Genomic DNA, 18,281 nt, shown 5'->3' with positions numbered 1-18,281 from the left:
GATAAGGGTCGCGACGGGGCTTTTTTACCCGCCCTAGCGGATCTGGTGTTTGTGCAGCAACCGGTAGAACGTCGGCCGGGAAACCCCCAGCACACGGGCGGCGACACTCAGGTTGTCACTGTGCCGGTTCAACACATCACACAGCGCCTGGCGTTCAGCGCGGTGCTTGTAGTCCTCAAGCGTAGCCATGGGCAGCGCGATTGCCTGCTGGCTTTGCAAGCCAAGGTCAGCTGCTTCGATTTGCCGCCCTTCAGCCAGTACCAGGCCACGCCGCACCCGGTTGGCCAACTCACGCACATTGCCCGGCCAACCATGCTTGCCCATGGCGATCAGGGCATCTTCGCTGAAGCTGCGTGGACGGCGCCCGGTTTCCTGGCTGTAGAACCTGGAGAAATGGTTGGCCAGCATGCCGACATCGCCATGCCGCTCACGTAACGGCGCGGTGATCACTTGCAAGACATTGAGCCGGTAGTACAAGTCCTCGCGAAAAGTCCCCCTCTCGATGGCGGCTTCAAGGTCGACGTGAGTCGCGGCCAGCACCCGCACATCTACCGGGATCGGTTGGCTACCCCCTACGCGCTCAATGTGTTTTTCCTGGAGAAAGCGCAACAGGTTGGCCTGCAACTCCATGGGCAAGTCGCCGATTTCATCGAGGAACAGGGTGCCGCCGTTGGCCGCTTCGATACGCCCGATCTTGCGTTGATGGGCGCCGGTGAATGCGCCCTTTTCATGGCCAAACAGTTCGGATTGGATCAAGTGCTCTGGGATCGCCCCACAATTGATCGCCACAAACGGCTTGGCGTGGCGCTGGGATTGGCGGTGCAGGGTCTTGGCCACCAGTTCCTTGCCGGTGCCGCTGTCGCCACGGATCAGAATCGGCGATTCGGTGGGGGCCAGCTTGGCCAATAGTTTGCGCAGCTCCCGGATTGGCCGGCTGTCGCCCAACAATTCATGTTCCAGTTCATTCACATGAGCGGCGCCTTTACCCCGCAGGCGTGCCATGCCAAAGGCGCGGCCCAGGGTCACTTGGACCCGTGACACATCGAAGGGCAAAGTGTGGAAGTCAAAAAACCATTCGCAGACAAAGTCGCCGACGTTCTGCAGGCGCAGCATTTCTGGGCTGAGCACGGCGATCCATTCGGTACCACTGCGGCTGATCAGCTCCTTGACCGCCTCGGGTCGCTCCAAGTGCATGGGCTGGAGCCGCAACAACCCCACATCACAGGTACGATCCCCCAATGCATCCAGGGCGCAACTGTCTACATCCCAGCCAGCCGCCCGCAAACCAGGCAATAACTGGTGGCAGTCGTCACAGGGATCGACCACAAGCAAGCGACGCAGGGCTGGTGTAACAACCATGACTATTCCTTGGCGTCAAAATCATTAAAGTTATTTAGAAACAATAGTTTGGGCAGGCTGCTCATAACCCTAGCAAGATCTTGACGCTAGCCTTGTATCGTTTCGCGATAAAACCATCACCGATACAGCGTTTAGCGATCAGGCCCACGGCAAGCGCTACTTCAATCTTTCATTCACCTTTCAAAATCGCGCCTTACATGACGTTAATCACGAAAAGTTGAATTTTCTTGTTCTAACATGTGACCCGTACCCCGTCATCGTGCATCAGTACAGGTACTAGCCGAACGGTAAGCCCAACCGACGGCACATCTTCTGATTGGGCACTTAGAGAGAAGACCCCATGAACGCCCCGCTCCGTATCAACGAAGCTCTTTTGATCGCAGACCGTGCTTTCCAACCCTTTCACTGCGTGGCCTGGGACCCACAAAACGGCACTGACGAAGTGAGCCTGACCGTGATCGACCGCACCGCGAAACATATCGGGCGCAAACAGATTCCTTGCAGCACTTATTCCGATCCAAAACAATTGGAAACCCTGCTGCTACAAGCCCGCGCCGAACTCAATGGCGAAGGTTATCAACTACAGTCCTGGGCAATGCCCAAGTAAGTTAAGGCAGCCACTGCGACATGCCGTCGCTTCTTATATTGGCTGCAACTTGTTAAGACTATTAAACCCGTGGCGCGTGAGTTCGACTCCCGCCACGGGTTTTGCGTGCCTGACACTTAAGTATCTCCCTTCTTTATATGGCTGCCATGCCATGACCGCTTGATCTTCCTGCGAGCATCGGGCACTTTGCGCGCTTCTCGCCCCCAGGAGCACCCCATGTCCGGTTCAATGGCCCAGGCCTTCGCCCATAACTTCCTGGGGCACTCGCCCCGTTGGTACAAGGCCAGCATCCTCGCTTTCCTGATCATCAACCCACTGGTGCTCTGGGCTTTTGGCCCGGTTGCGGCTGGCTGGTTGCTGGTGGCCGAGTTCATTTTCACCCTGGCCATGGCGCTGCACTGCTATCCGTTGATGCCCGGTGGGCTGTTGATGGTCGAGGCACTGTTGCTGCGCATGACCACGCCCCAGGCGCTGTACGACGAGCTGCTGCATAACTTTCCGGTGATCCTGCTGCTGATGTTTATGGTGGCCGGCATCTACTTTATGAAGGACTTGCTGCTGTTCCTGTTTTCGCGCCTGCTGCTGGGCGTGCGCTCAAAAGCGCTGCTGGGGCTAATGTTCTGCTTTTTGTCGGCCTTTCTTTCAGCCTTTCTTGATGCCTTGACGGTCACTGCGGTCATTATCAGTGCGGCCGTGGGCTTCTATTCGGTGTATCACCGCGTAGCCTCAGGCAATGATCCACGCCAGGACAGCGAATACAGCGACGACCGCCACCTGCCCACCTTGCACCACGCCGACCTTGAGCAATTTCGCGCCTTCCTGCGCAGCCTGTTGATGCACGGCGCCGTCGGCACCGCCCTGGGTGGCGTGTGCACGCTGGTAGGAGAACCACAGAACCTGTTGATCGGCCATGAGATGGGCTGGAATTTCACTGAGTTCTTCCAGCGAATTGCCCCGGTATCGCTGCCGGTGCTGGTCGCCGGCCTGATGACCTGCGTGTTGCTGGAAAAGCTGCGCTGGTTTGGCTACGGCACCCTGCTGCCAGACAACGTGCGCCAAGTGCTGGCCAACTACGCCCGTGAAGACAACGCCGAACGCACCCCGCGCCAACGTGCGGCGCTGATTGTCCAAGGCCTGGCAGCGCTGATCCTGATCGCCGGCCTGGCATTTCATATCGCCGAAGTGGGCCTGGTCGGTTTGTTGGTGATCGTACTGATCACTGCCTTTACCGGGATTACCGAAGAACACCGCATCGGCAATGCCTTCAAGGACGCCCTGCCCTTTACCGCGTTGCTGGTGGTGTTTTTCGCCGTGGTCGCAGTGATTCATGATCAACAGCTGTTCACCCCATTGATCCAATGGGTGCTGGCACTGCCCGCCGAACAACAGCCGGGCATGCTGTTTATTGCCAACGGCCTGTTATCCGCCATCAGCGATAACGTGTTTGTGGCGACGATCTACATCACCGAGGTCAAGCAGGCGTTTGTGTCCGGCCATATGAGCCGCGAGCATTTCGAGACCCTGGCCATTGCGATCAATACCGGCACCAACCTGCCCAGCGTAGCGACGCCCAACGGCCAGGCAGCTTTCCTGTTTTTGCTGACCTCTGCGATTGCGCCGCTGATCCGCCTGTCCTACGGGCGGATGGTGTGGATGGCGCTACCGTACACCGTGGTGATGGGCGTGCTGGGCTGGTACGCGGTCAGCTATTGGCTGTGAAGGATAAACCGTTCGATAGCCTGGGCTGCGCCGTCCTCGAGATTGCTGCCGGTGACCACATCGGCCTGGCGCTTGACGGCCTCTTCGGCCTGGCCCATGGCAATCGATAACCCGGCCACCTGAAACATCGCCGGGTCATTGCCGCCGTCGCCGATGGCCGCTGTCTGCTCCAGCGCCACGCCAAGATGAGCGGCCAGGGTTTTCAGGGCATCCCCCTTGTTGGCCTGCATGGCCGTGATATCGAGGTACACCGGTTGCGAACGCGATACCTGGGCCAGGCCTGCGACCTTGGGCTGCAACTGCGCCTCCAGGTCAATCAACAACTGGGCGTTGGCGCTGGCGGCGACGATCTTGTCGATCCGCCCCAGGACCGGCGCGAAACTCTCCACCACCACCGGCGCATATCCCAGGCCCTGCTGCTCCCGAGGCACCATGGGGCCGGTGGGATCGCGCAGCAGCCAGTCGCCTTCGGCAAACACCCAGACCTCCACCTCTGGCTGCTCGCACAGCAGCGCCAGGGTGATCAGCGCCGCTTCAGCCGGCAAATGGTGGGCAACCAGGATGCTGCCATCCGGGTTGACCAGAGTGCCACCGTTGAACCCCGCGGTGGGCACGTCGACGCCCAGCGCTTCGATCTGCTGCAACATGGCCCTGGGCGGCCGCCCGGTGGCGAGGCTGAAAAACACCCCGGCCTCGCGCAGCGCCCTTACGGCTTCGATGGTGCGTTGGCTCAGGCTGTGATCGGGCAACAACAAAGTGCCGTCCATATCACTCAGCAAAAAACGGATGGGTTGAATCGCGTCTGCACTCATCCGAGGCTATGCCAAGCGCGGCCATCACGGGCCAGCAACGCATCTGCCGCCGCCGGGCCATCTTCGCCAGCCTTGTAGGCCTGGATCCCGTCGTCTTCTTTCCACGCATCGAGAAACGGCTGTACCGCACGCCAGCCGTTTTCGATATTGTCCGCGCGCTGGAACAGCGTCTGGTCACCGGTCAGGCAGTCGTAGATCAGGGTTTCGTAGCCGGTGGACGGCTGCATCTCGAAGAAGTCCTTGTAGGCAAAGCCCAGTTGGATGTTGGCCATGTCCAGGGTCGGCCCGGGCTTTTTCGCCAGCAGGTCGAACCACATGCCTTCATTGGGCTGGATCTGGATCTTCAGGTACGTCGGCTTGAGCTCGTCGACTTCGGTGTCGCGGAACTGCGCATACGGCGCCGGCTTGAAGCAGATGACAATCTCGGTGTCGCGCACGCTCATGCGCTTGCCGGTGCGCAGGTAGAACGGCACGCCGACCCAACGCCAGTTATCGATCATCACCTTCAGTGCCACGAAGGTCTCGGTGCTGCTGTCCGGGGCCACATTGGCCTCCTGCCGATAGCCCGGCAGCGCCTTGCCACCGATCTCGCCGGCGGTGTATTGGCCGCGCACCGAGTTGGCCCGCGCATCTTCCAGCGACCAGGGGCGCACAGCGCCAATCACCTTGGCCTTCTCGCCACGTACCGCGTCGGCACCAAACGCCGCCGGCGGTTCCATGGCAATCATCGCCAGCAGCTGGAACAGGTGGTTGGGCACCATATCGCGCAGGGTGCCCGTGTTTTCGAAGAAACTGCCCCGGGTTTCGACCCCGACGGTTTCCGCAGCGGTGATCTGCACGTGGTCAATGTAGTGGTTGTTCCAGAACGCTTCGAACAGCACGTTGGAGAAACGGCTGATCAAGATGTTCTGTACCGTTTCCTTGCCCAGGTAATGGTCGATGCGGTAGATCTGCTTTTCGCTCATGACCTTGAGCAGGCAGGCGTTCAACGCCTCGGCGGTGGCCAGGTCGGAGCCGAACGGCTTTTCGATCACCACGCGGCGGAAAGCCTCGGGGCTCTCCTCCAGCAGGTTGGCCCGGCCCAGGCGCTGCACCACTTCACTGAAGAAGCGCGGCGCGGTGGCCAGGTAGAACACCGCGTTGCCGGTGCCGCTGTCAGCGATTTTGCTGGCGATGTCGGCATAGGTGCCATCATCGAGGAAATCGCCCTGCACGTAGCTGATGCCCTTGGCCAACTGGGCCCACAACTGTGGGTCCAGTGCATGTTCGGCATTGCCCTTGACCTTGCTCGCGGCTTCGGTGCGGATGAAGTCTTCGAGTTTCTTGGCGAAGTCGACATCGCTGATCGCGTTGTGATCCACCCCGACAATCCGCAGGCCCTCACCCAGCAGACCATCGCGACTGAGGTTGTACAGCGCCGGCATGAGCAGGCGCTTGACCAGGTCGCCATGGGCGCCAAACAGGAACAAGGTAGTGGGTGGAGCGGGTTCGGCCTTGGGTTTCTTGCCGTTGGCCGTCATTTTTTGGAAGTCTCCACATGGCCGCCGAAGCCGAAGCGCATAGCCGACAGCAGCTTGTCACCGTAAGTGCTTTGCTGGCGCGAGCGGAACCGCGCGAACAGCGAGTTGGACAGCACCGGGACCGGCACCGATTGCTCCATGGCCGCTTCGATGGTCCAGCGCCCTTCGCCGCTGTCGGCCACGGAACCGGAGTAACCGTCGAGCTTGGGGTCGGTCGCCAGGGCATCGGCGGTCAGGTCCAGCAGCCAGGAAGATACGACGCTGCCGCGACGCCAGACTTCGGCGATGTCGGCCACGTTCAGGTCGAAGCGCTGTTCTGGCGGCAGGTTTTCCGAGTTCTTGGTCTTGAGGATGTCAAACCCTTCGGCAAACGCCTGCATCATCCCGTACTCGATGCCGTTGTGGATCATCTTCACAAAGTGTCCGGAACCGGCAGGGCCAGCATGGATGTAACCACGTTCGGCACGGTCATCGGTGGCGGTACGGTCCTTGGTCCGCGGGATATCGCCCAGGCCTGGCGCCAGGGTGGCGAAGATCGGGTCCAAGTGTTTGACGGTCTCGGCGTCGCCGCCAATCATCATGCAGTAGCCACGCTCCAGGCCCCAGACGCCACCGGAAGTGCCGACGTCGATGTAGTGCAGGCCTTTTTCCGCCAGAGCCTTGCCGCGACGCACGTCATCCTTATAGAAAGTGTTGCCGCCGTCGATGATCACATCGCCGGGTTCCATCAGTTGGCTCAGGTCGTTGATCGTGGTTTCGGTGGGTTCGCCCGCCGGCAGCATGACCCAGACAGCCCGCGGTTTTTGCAGGCCGGCGACCAGGGCGGCGAGATCGGCAACGCCAGTGGCGCCCTCTTCACTCAAGCCTTTGACGAATGCTTCATTGCGGTCGTAGACCACGGTGGTATGCCCATTGAGCATCAAGCGGCGCGCAATATTCCCGCCCATGCGGCCTAGTCCGATAATCCCCAGTTGCATGTATTGATGCTCCCAACTACAAATAAAAAATGTGTGACACAGTTTATAGCGCAATGACGAATTAGTCCGGCGCCAATCGCACTAGTTTCATCACAAAAACAGGCCATCGTTTCACCATCACTGGCTGAAAAGTCACAGCGACCCCAAAAAATAAAAAAGTTCCCTTGAGCCAAAAAAGAAATCAGAATCGCCCCTGACTCCTGCCGAGGGCCTCGACTCAAGCCCCCTGGCACCGCGATACACCGGCTATTTGCGAGGTAAGCAATGCGCACTGCACAGATCACACGCCCGCCACAAACCCTTTACGTCACCGTCCGCCGCGACGAGTTGCGCCAGTTGAAAGACGAACGTGAACAGTTGCAGCAGGAAGTGATCCGCCTGCGTGCGCAATTGCAGGCCCAGCTCACGAATCAAGCCATCACTTGCTGACCTTTTGTAGGAGCCGACTTGCCGGCAAGCCGGTTCCTACAGGGGTCGCCATCTCGGATCAAACTCACGAAGTTTTCACCCGCCCTTCCCGATAATCCTCCACCAGAACGCCGCCTCACCCATGGGCGGTGGCAATTATCGGGTTGGAGCGCTGCATGGCGATGTTCAAACGCAGCACAAAGTCTGCGACAGGGTTTGATTGGGCCGGCCTTGGCTGGATGTTCCTGTTTTTCTGGTATTTCTCGGGCATTACCCAGCTGCTGATCCAATTGACCGGTACTTCCGGCTTCAGTGGTTTCCGCCAGGCGTTCTTCATGAGTGCACTGTGGTTGGCGCCGATGCTGCTGTTCCCGCGTCGCGCCAGGCTGCTGGCCGCGCTGATCGGCGTGGTGTTGTGGGCCTGCTCCATGGCCAGCCTGGGCTATTTCTTTATTTACCAGCAGGAATTTTCCCAGAGCGTCATCTTCATCATGTTCGAGTCGAACATCTCTGAAGCGGGCGAGTACGCAACCCAATATTTTGCCTGGTGGATCGTGCTGGCCTTTATTGCCCACACGGCCTTGGCCATCTTCCTCTGGACCCGCTTGCGCCCGGTCTATCTGCCCAAGGCACGGGCGATGGTCGCGGCCACCGCCATTGTGCTGGCGATTGTCGGTTATCCGTTGATCAAGCAGATCGCCACCAACGACACCCTGGAACGAGCCATCGATGGTTTCGAAACCCGTGTCGAACCTGCGGTGCCGTGGCAGATGATCGTCGCCTATCGTCGCTATACCCAGCAGTTGAACAACATGCAGGGCATGCTCGACAACGTCAGCAAGATCCCGCCCCTGAGCAACTTCAAAGACAGCATGGCCGGCCAGCCATCGACCCTGGTGCTGGTGATCGGCGAGTCCACCAACCGCCAGCGCATGAGCCTCTACGGCTACCCACGCAAGACCACCCCGGAACTGGACAAGCTGCGTGACCAACTGGACGTGTTCGACAACGTCATCACCCCGCGCCCCTACACCATCGAGGCGCTGCAACAGGTGTTGACCTTTGCCGACGAAGACCACCCGGACCTGTACCTCAAGACCCCATCAATCGTCAGCATGATGAAACAGGCCGGCTACAAGACCTTCTGGATTACCAACCAGCAGACCATGACCAAGCGCAACACCATGCTCACCACGTTCTCGGAACAGGCCGACGAGCAGGTATACCTCAATAACAACCGCAACCAGAACGCCCGCCAGTACGATGGCGACGTGCTGGAACCGTTCTCCAAGGCCCTCGCCGACAAGGCCGAGCGCAAGCTGATCGTGGTGCACCTGCTGGGTACCCACATGAGCTATCAGTACCGCTACCCGCCGAGCTTCGACACCTTTACCGACCGCCAGGGCGTCCCGGATGGCGTGCGCGACGACCAGTTGCCGACCTACAACAGCTACGACAACGCGGTGCGCTACAACGACTTCGTGGTGTCGAGCCTGATCAAGGACTACGCCAAGACCGATCCCAACGGTTTCCTGCTGTACCTCTCCGACCACGGCGAGGATGTGTTCGACTCGGCGGGCCACGACACCCTGGGCCGCAACGAGGGCAAGCCGACGGCGCCGATGTACACCATTCCTTTCATGACCTGGGCCTCGCCGAAATGGCGCGCCAGCCACGACTGGAATATGCGAGGCGATTTACAACGGCCGTACAGCAGCTCGCAGTTGATTCATACCTGGGCCGACCTTGCCGGCTTGAGCTTCGACGAACTGGACCGCAGCCGCAGCTTGGTCAGCGATAGCTTCACCCCGCGGCCATTGCTGATTGGCGATCCCTACCAGCGTTCGCAGAAGGCCTTGATCGACTTCAGCCTGATCAAGCCCAAGGTCAGCGCCGACCCCAGGAATGTGGTGCTGAAGTAAACGCCCCCGCCCCGTCCAAAGTTAACCGGGTGATTAACTTTGGACGTTCTTGACGTTAATTCTCATTTAATAAGCTTCCTACAGACTATTCCCATAAATCTGATCAGGGACGGTGCAGATACCGATCACTCTTAATGGGAATACATGCAATGAAACTTTCAACCTTGATGCTCGCCGGCGTACTGGGCTTGACCTCGGCCGGAGCCTTCGCCGAAGGTGGCGCGGAACGCGTGAAGGAGCACTTCGACAACTTCAGCTTCACCCAGAAACAAATCCACAGCGATGCTGAGCAGACTGCCGCGACCGATGCCAAGGGCGCTGAAGGCGGCTCTGCCGAGCAGGCGCGGGATAGTGAACAACCCAAGAGCTGACGCGCCACTTCCGCTCTGATGGAGACGTTCATCAAGGCTGTCTGTGGTGAGGGGCATTCGCAACCCGACGGGATAAGCCCCTTACCACCGACGCGGCCTTAAAGCACCTTGCTCCAGAACAGCATGCGGCCATGGGCGGGGTCAAACACCGAGTCATCAAACCCAAACTTGCGGTACGACGCCTGAGCCACCGGATTGCCTTCCAGCACTTCGAGGGTGATCTTGCAGCAGCCGCGCTGACGGGCAATTTCCTCGACCTTTTGCAACATTTTCTGGCTCAGGCCCAGGCCACGGAACTGCTCCATGACGACCACGTCATGCACGTTGACCAGCGGGCGACAGGCGAAGGTCGAAAACCCCTCAAAGCAGTTCACCAGCCCGGCCGGCTCGCCACCCACAAAGGCCAGCACGCTGAATGCGTGGGCACGCTTGGCCAATTCAGCCGGCAGTTGCTCCAGCAGATCGGCGGACAGGGCTTTGCCTCCGCCCATCGGGTCTTGCGCGTAGTGATTGAGCAGCAGGCCAATGGCCTCGGCCTGTACAGGATTGCTGTAGCTGGCTTGCAACACCAGTATTTCTGCGGCTTCCATTTCCTTCCTCGATAACAGTTAGGCAGGGATCACCTCCCCGCAAAACCTCGATTGTAAGCGGGCTGTCGGCCATAGATGAAGGAGATTAACTACAGGTTTGTGCAGGAAAGCGCTGTCACGACTCCTGTCGAATAAAAGTGGCTCAAGGCCATTATCGGCCGAAGCGCTGTAGCTGCATTTCTTGTAAGCGACTGAACGTTCGTCGGAACGCAAATTCCAGGTAACCCTCTGTGTAAAGCGACACCAGGGGCACTTTGGCTTCGATGTATAACGGCACCTTGCGGTCGTAGCACTCATCGACCAGGGCAATAAAGCGTCGCACGCCGTCGTCATGCACAGACAATTGCGGCAACTCACGATCCCCCGCCTCCACACGCTGGGCGCCGTCCTCGGTGCCGCGGGCAATCCGTCCGGGACGCTGCTGAGCACTCAAGCAGGGGACCTCGCCGAGCAATATGGCGCTGTAACGATCGCACAGTTGCATGAAATCCATGGCCGCCAACGGTTGCTCGCACAAGTCGGCATAACGGCACCACAGCACCGTTGCACAGGATTTCACCGTGGCAATGCTGCGCGAGCCCACCACCACCGGCGCATCGCTGCAGGCTTGTCCCGCGCTCAACCGCTCAAATACCTGTGCCAGTGCCTGTGGCTCATCGACCCAGTAACGCTGCTCAGCGGTGCCGGGATGCAGGCGGTGATCTTCACTGCCCGCTACCGCCACCACCTGCATATGGGCCTTGATAGCCTCGATGGCCGGCATGAAGCGGTCCCGGTTGAAACCGTCAGCGTAGAGCTGCTCTGGCGGTTGATTGGAGGTGCAGACCATCACCACCCCTTCGTCGAACATCACCTGGAACAAACGCCCGAGGATGATCGCATCGCCGATGTCATTGACGAACAGTTCGTCAAAACACAGCACCCGCACCTCCCCGGCCAATTCACGGGCCAGGGCCTGCAAAGGGTCGGGCGTGCCGGTCAACTGGAACGAGCGCTGGTGGACCCAGCCCATGAAGTGATGAAAATGCTGGCGCCGCGCAGGCACCCGCAGGCTCTGGTAGAACTGATCCATCAGCCAGGTTTTGCCACGGCCCACCGGGCCCCAGAGATAAACCCCGGTCACGGGACCATGGGTGCCCTGATGCAAGGCCTCATGGCAATCCTGCAAGATTTGCACGGCATGGCGCTGGGCATCGTCGGCGACAAAACCCTCATGCAGGGCCTGCTGGTACGCGGCCAAGGGTGAATCAAAAATCATACCGATCCATAGCCAGAATGGCTCATCTGTGGCGAGGGGGCTTGTCCCCCGTTGGGCTGCGAAGCAGCCCCAGTAGGCTCCTGAGCTCTATCTGACACACCGAAGCAGCAGGTTTTGGGGCTGCTTTGCAGCCCAGCGGGGGACAAGCCCCCTCGCCACAGACAAGCATCTTTACTACAGACAGCCCTACGCAAGACTTTTGCTGACCACCTCGAACACATCGCTGGACAGCTCGCCCGAACCGCGGATGCGCTCCAGTTCAGCCTTCATCAGCGCTTGGCGGGCGCTGTCGTATTTACGCCAGCGGGTCAGCGGCGCCAACTGACGCGAGGCGATCTGCGGGTTGAAGGCATTCAGCTCGATGACCAGGTCCGCCAGGAAGCGATAGCCCGAACCATCGGCCGCGTGGAAGTTGATCAGGTTTTGCCCAGCAAAGGCGCCAACCAGCGCGCGTACCTTGTTCGGGTTCTTGATATTGAACGCCGGGTGCTGCATCAAGGCCTTGACCCGCGCAAGCCCGTCCGGCAATACGCTGGCGGCCTGGACACTGAACCATTGGTCCATGACCAGTGGGTTGTCCTTGAAGTTCTCGGCAAACACTTGCAGGGCCTTGGCCTTCTCGGCCTCGAACGGCGAGTTGACCAGTACCGCCAATGCAGTCAGGCGTTCGGTCATGTTGTCGCATGCGTCAAACTGTTCCAGGGTCGCGGCCAGCACTTCGGGCTTGCCGCTGAGCATCAGGTACGACAGCGCGATGTTCTGCAGGGCGCGGCGGGCAAAGTGCTCGGCCGACGCCACGTACGGCGTGTTGCGCGAAAGATCGCGGTTGGCCTGGTAGCGCAGCCACAGGCCTTCGAACAGTTGGTCGGCCAACTGCTTGCGCGCAAATTCGCGGGCGGCGTGGATCGCGTCGACGTCTGCCACTTCGCTGATTTCGGTGAGGTAGGCTTCACCGGGCAACGACAACATTTCCGCGACCATGGCCTGGTCCAGGCTGTCGTCGCTCAGTACGCTGCGCAGTGCATTGACCAGCCGCTGATCCAGCACCAGGGCCTGGCCCTGTTGGTGTTGGCCGATCAGGTCCTGCAATACCTGCACTGCCAGTTGCTGGCCCGCCTCCCAGCGATTGAAACCGTCGCTGTCGTGTTGCATCAGGAACATCAACTGGTCACGGCTGTAGGGGAAGCTCAACTTCACCGGCGCGGAGAAACCACGCAGCAGCGACGGCAATGGCTGTGCGGCGATATCGACAAAGGTGAACGTCTGCTCGGCCTCAGTCACCGACAACACTCGCGAGGTGCCCTGCGCGGCGGCTTCACCGGCCAGGCGCAGCGGCAAATCAGCCCCATCGGCGTCCAGCAGGCCCAGGGCCACGGGAATCACGAATGGCAGCTTTTCCACGTTGTCCGGGGTTTGCGGGCAGCTCTGGCGCACGGTCAGGCTGTAGGTTTTGGCTGCGGCGTCGTAGGACTCGCTCACCGCCAAGCGTGGCGTACCAGCCTGGCTGTACCAGCGCTTGAACTGGGTCAGGTCGGTGCCGTTGGCGTCTTCCATGGCCTTGATAAAGTCGTCGCAGGTCACGGCCTGGCCGTCGTGGCGCTCAAAGTACAGGTCGCTGCCTTTGCGGAACCCTTCGGCGCCGAGCAAGGTGTGGATCATGCCGACCACTTCCGAACCCTTTTCGTACACGGTCAGGGTGTAGAAGTTGGAAATCTCGATAAAGCTGTCCGGGCGCACGGCGTGGGCCATTGGCCCTGCATCTTCAGCGAATTGGTGAGTGCGCAGGTAGGCCACATCCTGGATCCGCTTGACGGTGGCCGAATTCATGTCGGCAGAGAAGCCCGAGTCGCGGAATACCGTGAAGCCTTCCTTGAGCGACAGCTGGAACCAGTCGCGGCAAGTCACGCGGTTGCCCGACCAGTTGTGGAAATACTCGTGGGCGACGATTGCTTCGACCCGCTGATGCGCGGCGTCGGTCGCGGTCTCGGCGCGGGCCAGCACCGCACTGGAGTTGAAGATATTCAGGCCCTTGTTTTCCATGGCGCCCATATTGAAGTCGTTCACGGCCACGATCATGAAGATATCCAGGTCGTATTCGCGACCGTAGACCTCTTCATCCCAGCGCATGGACTTCTTCAGGCTGTTCATCGCGTGCTGGCACTTGTCGATGTTTTCTGGCTCGACATAGATGCGCAGCGCGACGGTGCGCTGGCTCATGGTGGTGAAGGTGTCTTCGACACACCACAGGTCACCGGCCACCAGGGCAAACAGGTAGGCCGGTTTCTTGAACGGGTCTTCCCAGGTTGCCCAGTGCCGGCCGTCTTCGCCGGGGCCGCTGGCAATCGGATTGCCGTTGGACAGCAGCACCGGATAGCTGTGCTGCTCGGCGATCACGGTGGTGGTGAACGTGCTCATCACGTCCGGGCGATCCAGGTAGTAGGTGATCTTGCGAAAACCCTCGGCCTCGCATTGGGTGCAGAACATGCCGCTGGACTTGTACAGGCCTTCCAGGGCGGTGTTGGTTTCAGGGTGGATCCGCACGCTGGTGTCGACAGTGAAGCTGTCGCTGAGCGGCTGCAATGTCAGGTGGCTGTCGCTCAACTGGTAGTCGCCGGCGCTCAGTTCCCGGTCGCCCAGGTTCACGCTCAACAGCTCCAGCTGCTGACCGTCCAACACCAGCGGCGGCAGGCCGGCACCGCGCTCGGGATTGCGGCGCATCACCAGCTGCGCGTGGACCAGGCTATGGTCCTCGAACAACTCGAAGGTCAGGTGGGTCTCGTCGATCAGGTACTCGGGCGCCTGATAGTCCTTCAGGTAGATCATCTTCGGTTGTTCGGTGCGCATGCGTGAAATCCTTCTACTGATGCACGGCGAGCTGGTAAGCCGTGTATTTACGAATATTGATAACGCCGGTATCGAAGATCAGGTATTGGCCCTTGACCCCCAGCAGCGTGCCTTCGGCAATCGGGTTCTTGTCCAGGTTGAAGCTGACGATCTTGGTCGGATATTGCTCCACCGGGTAGCGGATTTCGAGGGGCTCGATATCAGTCACCGGTTGGATGGCCTGCAGGCCAAAGCGTTCCTGCAATTGCAGCAGGCCGTCAGCGCAGGAGACGAACAGCTCGTCGCGCACCTGCTTGAGGTCCACCGTGGTCGCGTCGCCCTTGAGCAAGGCGCGCCAGTTGGTCTTGTCGGCGACCTGGCTGCGCAGTACATCCTCGACAAAACCTGATTGCTGGCGTGTAGCCACGCGCATGATCGGCAGCGCCTGGCTTGCCCCCTGGTCCAGCCAGCGTGTGGGCAACTGGGTGGCGCGGGTGATGCCGACCTTGATCCCCGACGAATTCGCCAGATACACCACATGGTCGGTCATGCAGAATTTTTCGCCCCAGGCCGGATCGCGGCAAGTGCCAGCATCGAAATGGCAGCGCTCAGGGCTCATGATGCACAGGTCGCACTGGGCCAGCTTGGTCATGCATGGGTAGCAATAGCCCTGGCTGAAACTGGTCTTGGTCTTGCGTCCGCAATGGGTGCAGTGGATCGCACCGAGGTATTCCAGGCGTATATGAGTGCCAATCAACGGGTTGACCGGCACCTCGGTGTCACCCAGGCGAAAAGCGTATTGAACGGTCGGCGAACCCAGTTGCGCCGACATCTTGCTGACTGCACCACGGCCAATCTCAATCAATGGATGGCATCCGACTTGAACAGGATGTTTTCCACCGGGGTCGATTTGGACTGGCATTCCTGCGGGCCCATATAGCCGGTGCGCTGGTCTTCCGGCAGGTTTTGCAGCTCCCAGGCAATCATCGCCTGCAGGGACAGTTCACGCTGTTCGGCGGTGAGCTTGCGGCCGTCGGACCATTTGCCGATTTCTACCGCGAGCTTGAGGCTCTGGTAGATATCCGGAGTGATGTTTTCGATCATTTCAGCAAAAGAGGACATAAGACTCTTCCTTAAAGAATGGGCAGAGATTCAAGCGTTACGTTTATGGCGGCTGTACAACCCGCCGAGCAAACCGGTGATGCAACCCACCACTAGGCCGCTGACATGGGCCGCATTGGCGATTTCGCCGAAACCGATCATCGACACCAGGCCCGACAGGCACAGCACCAGCCACACCAGCATCATCACCAGCACACCACGGGGCAGGCGATACGCGGGGTTGGGCGCGAGCAACTGATAGATCCAGCAATGGCCCAACAGGCCGTACAGCACGCCGGACAAACCGCCAAACAGGCCGGGGCCGCCAAAGGTGTATTGCGCGTAGTTGGAGGCCAGGCTGAACAGCAACGTCAGGCCCAGCAGGTTGATACTGCCCTGGCGCGACTCGATCCGCCGCCCCAGCTCCCAGTACCACATGCCATTCATCGCCAGGTGGAGGATGCCGAAGTGGATCAGCATCGGCGTTACCAACCGCCACCACTGCCCCGCCGCCAGGCTGTCGGCCAGGGGGGTGAAGTACAGGTATTCGCCGGCCACGTGAAAATTGAGGAACGTCAACCAGCTCATTGCTTGCAGATTGTCACCCAGCATCGTGACAGCGCCGACGATCAGGCTCAGCAGCAGCACCGTGGCGGTCAGTGGGCTGTGGCGCAATTGCAGGAGGAAACCGGGACGCTTGCCCACCTGCTCCGGGGGAAGGTCCAATTGCTGGTCCGGGTCGCCAGCAGGAAAGCGTTGATACAGGCTGCGTACGTCCTCGCTGATCGCGTCCGGCACCCAGAGCACCTGCTCGCCGGCCTCTTCGCTGACGCGATGGGGCACTTGCATGCGCTGCAGCAGTTTGACGAAGCCACCCAGGTCCACGCTCAGGGGCAAGCGCAATACCGCAACGGTACTCATGAAATCACCTCAGGGCGCTCGACATCGACCCAGACAAATTTGTTCGGGTCGAGGCGGGTTTCTTGATCCAGTCGATAGGCCACCAGCTTGCCGTAGAGCACCGCGCTGTAGTCCAGGCAGGCCAGGTTCGAGCGGATCGGCGCCGGTTTGCCGCTGCGCCAGTAATGCCCCACGAACAACAGCGGCTCATCGACGCCATAACGCAGCAGGGAGTTTTTCTCAGTCGAGGACAACGGTGTACGCGCCACCGGGTCAGGCAAGGCGTCAGGCTGGAAAACAATATCGCCGTAGGTCTTCGGGTCGTCCTCCCAGAACTTGGTGCGGAAGAACGAACGGGTCAGGCCGTCGCCACCGGTCAGCGTCAGGCCGTCCGGCAGGCGCATATCAGTGCCGCGCAGCAGGCGGTCGAACGCGTTGCAGGCAAAACTGCCAGGCACCGCCGCCGCTTGCAGGAAGTGCTCGTCAATGCAGCCGTCGGGGAATTGCCTGCGCAGCGGCTCGATCAATCCCGAATCCCAGCAAGCGTGCACCACGCGAAAGCGCCCGGCGTCGACAAACAACGGCATGTCGTAGAACCAGGCCAGGAAGTCATGCCAGTCGCCAGGATGCTGTTCAAACTGGGTCAGGGTCTCGTGGATCAGCCGCGCGTGGCGTGGCGAATGTTCGCGCACGTACTGCTTGCCACTGCCGGGAGGCGCCAGGGTGCTCCAGCCCAGGGCGTTGAACTCATGGTTGCCCATGATGCACAGCGCCTGGCCGGCTTCGGTCATGTCATGGACGATATGCAATGCCTCGCGGATCCGTGGCCCACGGTCGATGATATCGCCGAGGAACACCGCCATGCGTGAAGGATGGCGCCAGGTGCCGCCCTGCTTGTGGTAACCCATCTGGTCGAGCAGGTGCTCAAGGGTATGAGCGCAACCGTGCACGTCACCAATCAGGTCGTAGCTACGCGCGGGATCGAGCATCAGTCGCCTCCACCCCCCAAGCGGCTGCCCCAGCCCAGCTTGGTGCGGCACACTTCGTAGTAGTTGTGATCCAGCGGGTGGATCAACCGCAGTTTCTGCGCCTTTTTGCTCACGGTGATGGTGTCACCGGGGGCGCAGGTGAAGTGGTTCTGCCCGTCACAGGAGACTTGCGGGTAGATCTGCATGTCTTTGGAAACCACGATTTTCAGCTCACTGTTGCCATCTACCACAATCGGCCGGCTCGACAACATATGGGGGTACATCGGCACGATCACAATGGCATCGAGCTTGGGATGCATGATCGGCCCGCCCGCCGACAGCGCGTAGGCCGTGGAACCGGTGGGCGTGGCGACGATCAGGCCGTCGGCTTTCTGACTGCAGACGAACTGGCCGTCGATGTACAACTCGAACTCGATCATCCGCGTCGATTTGCCAGGGTGCAGCACCACGTCATTGAGGGCATCGCCCTGGCCGATGGCTTCGCCGTGGCGACGCACTTCGGCTTGCAGCAGGAAGCGGTTTTCTACCAGGTAATGGCCGTCCAGCACCTTGGCCACTTCGACTTCCAGGTCATCGGGGCGGATATCGGTAAGGAACCCCAGGCTGCCGCGGTTGATCCCCAGCACCGGCACGTTGTGCCGCGCCAGGGCGCGAGCGGCGCCCAGCAGGCTGCCGTCGCCGCCGACCACGATCACCATGTCGCAGACTTCACCCAGCATTTTGCGCGACGAGGTCTGCAGGCCGTGGCCCGGCAGAATCTCGGCGATGGTGTCTTCGAGGATCACATGCAGGTGGCGCTCAAGCAGAAACTTTTTCAGCCGGCGGACGGTGTCCAGAACCTGGGTACTGCCCAGGCGACCGATAATGCCGATATTGCGAAATTGCTCCATGGGGCTCCTGCAGGGTTTGGGTGTGGCGAAAAACA

The 18,281-nt window shown here is 60.2% G+C and carries 17 protein-coding genes; 5 read left to right on the top strand and 12 right to left on the bottom strand.

Annotated features, from left to right (window positions below):
* Window positions 1–33: 33 nt before the first annotated feature.
* On the bottom strand, window positions 34–1,359 hold the full coding sequence (locus HKK57_RS22720) for a sigma-54 dependent transcriptional regulator (protein WP_154905987.1): 1,326 nt from the start codon (window positions 1,357–1,359) through the stop codon (window positions 34–36).
* 340 nt (window positions 1,360–1,699) lie between these two features.
* Here HKK57_RS22720 and HKK57_RS22715 point away from each other — a divergent pair, with 340 nt between their 5' ends.
* Together HKK57_RS22715 and nhaB are read left to right on the top strand one after the other, a co-directional pair.
* The gene (locus HKK57_RS22715) at window positions 1,700–1,966 is read left to right on the top strand and encodes a hypothetical protein (RefSeq protein ID WP_154905988.1); all 267 of its coding nucleotides are present in this window, start codon (window positions 1,700–1,702) and stop codon (window positions 1,964–1,966) included.
* Window positions 1,967–2,182: 216 nt separating this feature from the next.
* Window positions 2,183–3,685 carry a sodium/proton antiporter NhaB gene (nhaB, locus tag HKK57_RS22710; protein ID WP_092236911.1) on the top strand — a complete coding sequence of 501 codons (1,503 nt, stop codon included), beginning with the start codon at window positions 2,183–2,185 and terminating at the stop codon, window positions 3,683–3,685.
* Here nhaB and HKK57_RS22705 read toward each other — a convergent pair.
* The 3 genes from HKK57_RS22705 to gnd are packed head-to-tail and all read right to left on the bottom strand — an operon-like array spanning window position 3,673 to window position 6,994.
* Window positions 3,673–4,497: an HAD family hydrolase gene (locus tag HKK57_RS22705; protein WP_169390813.1), complete on the bottom strand. Its 825-nt coding sequence runs from the start codon at window positions 4,495–4,497 to the stop codon at window positions 3,673–3,675. The genes nhaB and HKK57_RS22705 overlap by 13 nt on opposite strands.
* Entirely contained in the window at window positions 4,494–6,017 is a 1,524-nt protein-coding gene (zwf, locus tag HKK57_RS22700; RefSeq protein WP_070995263.1) for a glucose-6-phosphate dehydrogenase, read from the bottom strand. Before zwf ends, HKK57_RS22705 begins: the two co-directional genes overlap by 4 nt.
* Window positions 6,014–6,994, bottom strand: coding sequence for a phosphogluconate dehydrogenase (NAD(+)-dependent, decarboxylating) (gnd, locus tag HKK57_RS22695; protein ID WP_070995262.1), 981 nt, complete (start codon window positions 6,992–6,994; stop codon window positions 6,014–6,016). The genes zwf and gnd overlap by 4 nt, the downstream gene beginning before the upstream one ends.
* A 279-nt stretch (window positions 6,995–7,273) precedes the next feature.
* Here gnd and HKK57_RS22690 point away from each other — a divergent pair, with 279 nt between their 5' ends.
* The 3 genes from HKK57_RS22690 (at window position 7,274) to HKK57_RS22680 (ending at window position 9,695) form a co-directional block, all read left to right on the top strand.
* Window positions 7,274–7,423, top strand: coding sequence for a DUF6026 family protein (locus HKK57_RS22690; protein ID WP_222936214.1), 150 nt, complete (start codon window positions 7,274–7,276; stop codon window positions 7,421–7,423).
* A gap of 155 nt (window positions 7,424–7,578) precedes the next feature.
* Window positions 7,579–9,324 carry a phosphoethanolamine transferase CptA gene (locus tag HKK57_RS22685; protein WP_169390812.1) on the top strand — a complete coding sequence of 582 codons (1,746 nt, stop codon included), beginning with the start codon at window positions 7,579–7,581 and terminating at the stop codon, window positions 9,322–9,324.
* Between the two features lie 149 nt (window positions 9,325–9,473).
* Window positions 9,474–9,695, top strand: coding sequence for a hypothetical protein (locus HKK57_RS22680; protein WP_029291460.1), 222 nt, complete (start codon window positions 9,474–9,476; stop codon window positions 9,693–9,695).
* A gap of 98 nt (window positions 9,696–9,793) precedes the next feature.
* Here HKK57_RS22680 and HKK57_RS22675 read toward each other — a convergent pair whose 3' ends face one another.
* From HKK57_RS22675 to HKK57_RS22640, 8 genes are all read right to left on the bottom strand, one after another.
* Window positions 9,794–10,285 (bottom strand): GNAT family N-acetyltransferase, encoded by a 492-nt coding sequence (locus tag HKK57_RS22675; RefSeq protein ID WP_029291458.1) that lies wholly within the window; start codon window positions 10,283–10,285, stop codon window positions 9,794–9,796.
* A 151-nt stretch (window positions 10,286–10,436) separates the two neighbouring features.
* Window positions 10,437–11,543 carry a cell division protein ZapE gene (zapE, locus tag HKK57_RS22670; protein WP_070995260.1) on the bottom strand — a complete coding sequence of 369 codons (1,107 nt, stop codon included), beginning with the start codon at window positions 11,541–11,543 and terminating at the stop codon, window positions 10,437–10,439.
* 186 nt (window positions 11,544–11,729) lie between these two features.
* Complete coding sequence (gene pepN, locus HKK57_RS22665) at window positions 11,730–14,387, bottom strand: aminopeptidase N (protein ID WP_169390811.1); 2,658 nt, start codon at window positions 14,385–14,387, stop codon at window positions 11,730–11,732.
* Window positions 14,388–14,400: 13 nt separating this feature from the next.
* Window positions 14,401–15,231, bottom strand: a complete 831-nt coding sequence (locus HKK57_RS22660) for a DUF2797 domain-containing protein (protein ID WP_029291451.1) — start codon at window positions 15,229–15,231, stop codon at window positions 14,401–14,403.
* Entirely contained in the window at window positions 15,228–15,488 is a 261-nt protein-coding gene (locus HKK57_RS22655; protein WP_029291449.1) for a YeaC family protein, read from the bottom strand. The genes HKK57_RS22660 and HKK57_RS22655 overlap by 4 nt, the downstream gene beginning before the upstream one ends.
* A 30-nt stretch (window positions 15,489–15,518) precedes the next feature.
* Complete coding sequence (locus HKK57_RS22650) at window positions 15,519–16,388, bottom strand: rhomboid family intramembrane serine protease (protein WP_169390810.1); 870 nt, start codon at window positions 16,386–16,388, stop codon at window positions 15,519–15,521.
* Window positions 16,385–17,359: a metallophosphoesterase gene (locus tag HKK57_RS22645; RefSeq protein WP_166647898.1), complete on the bottom strand. Its 975-nt coding sequence runs from the start codon at window positions 17,357–17,359 to the stop codon at window positions 16,385–16,387. The genes HKK57_RS22650 and HKK57_RS22645 overlap by 4 nt, the downstream gene beginning before the upstream one ends.
* On the bottom strand, window positions 17,356–18,246 hold the full coding sequence (locus HKK57_RS22640; protein ID WP_010210870.1) for an NAD(+) kinase: 891 nt from the start codon (window positions 18,244–18,246) through the stop codon (window positions 17,356–17,358). The genes HKK57_RS22645 and HKK57_RS22640 overlap by 4 nt, the downstream gene beginning before the upstream one ends.
* Window positions 18,247–18,281 lie beyond the last annotated feature (35 nt).

The organism is Pseudomonas sp. ADAK21 (assembly GCF_012935735.1).
GTDB classification, from domain to species: domain Bacteria; phylum Pseudomonadota; class Gammaproteobacteria; order Pseudomonadales; family Pseudomonadaceae; genus Aquipseudomonas; species Aquipseudomonas proteolytica.
This window is presented reverse-complemented; position numbering and strand designations above follow the sequence as displayed.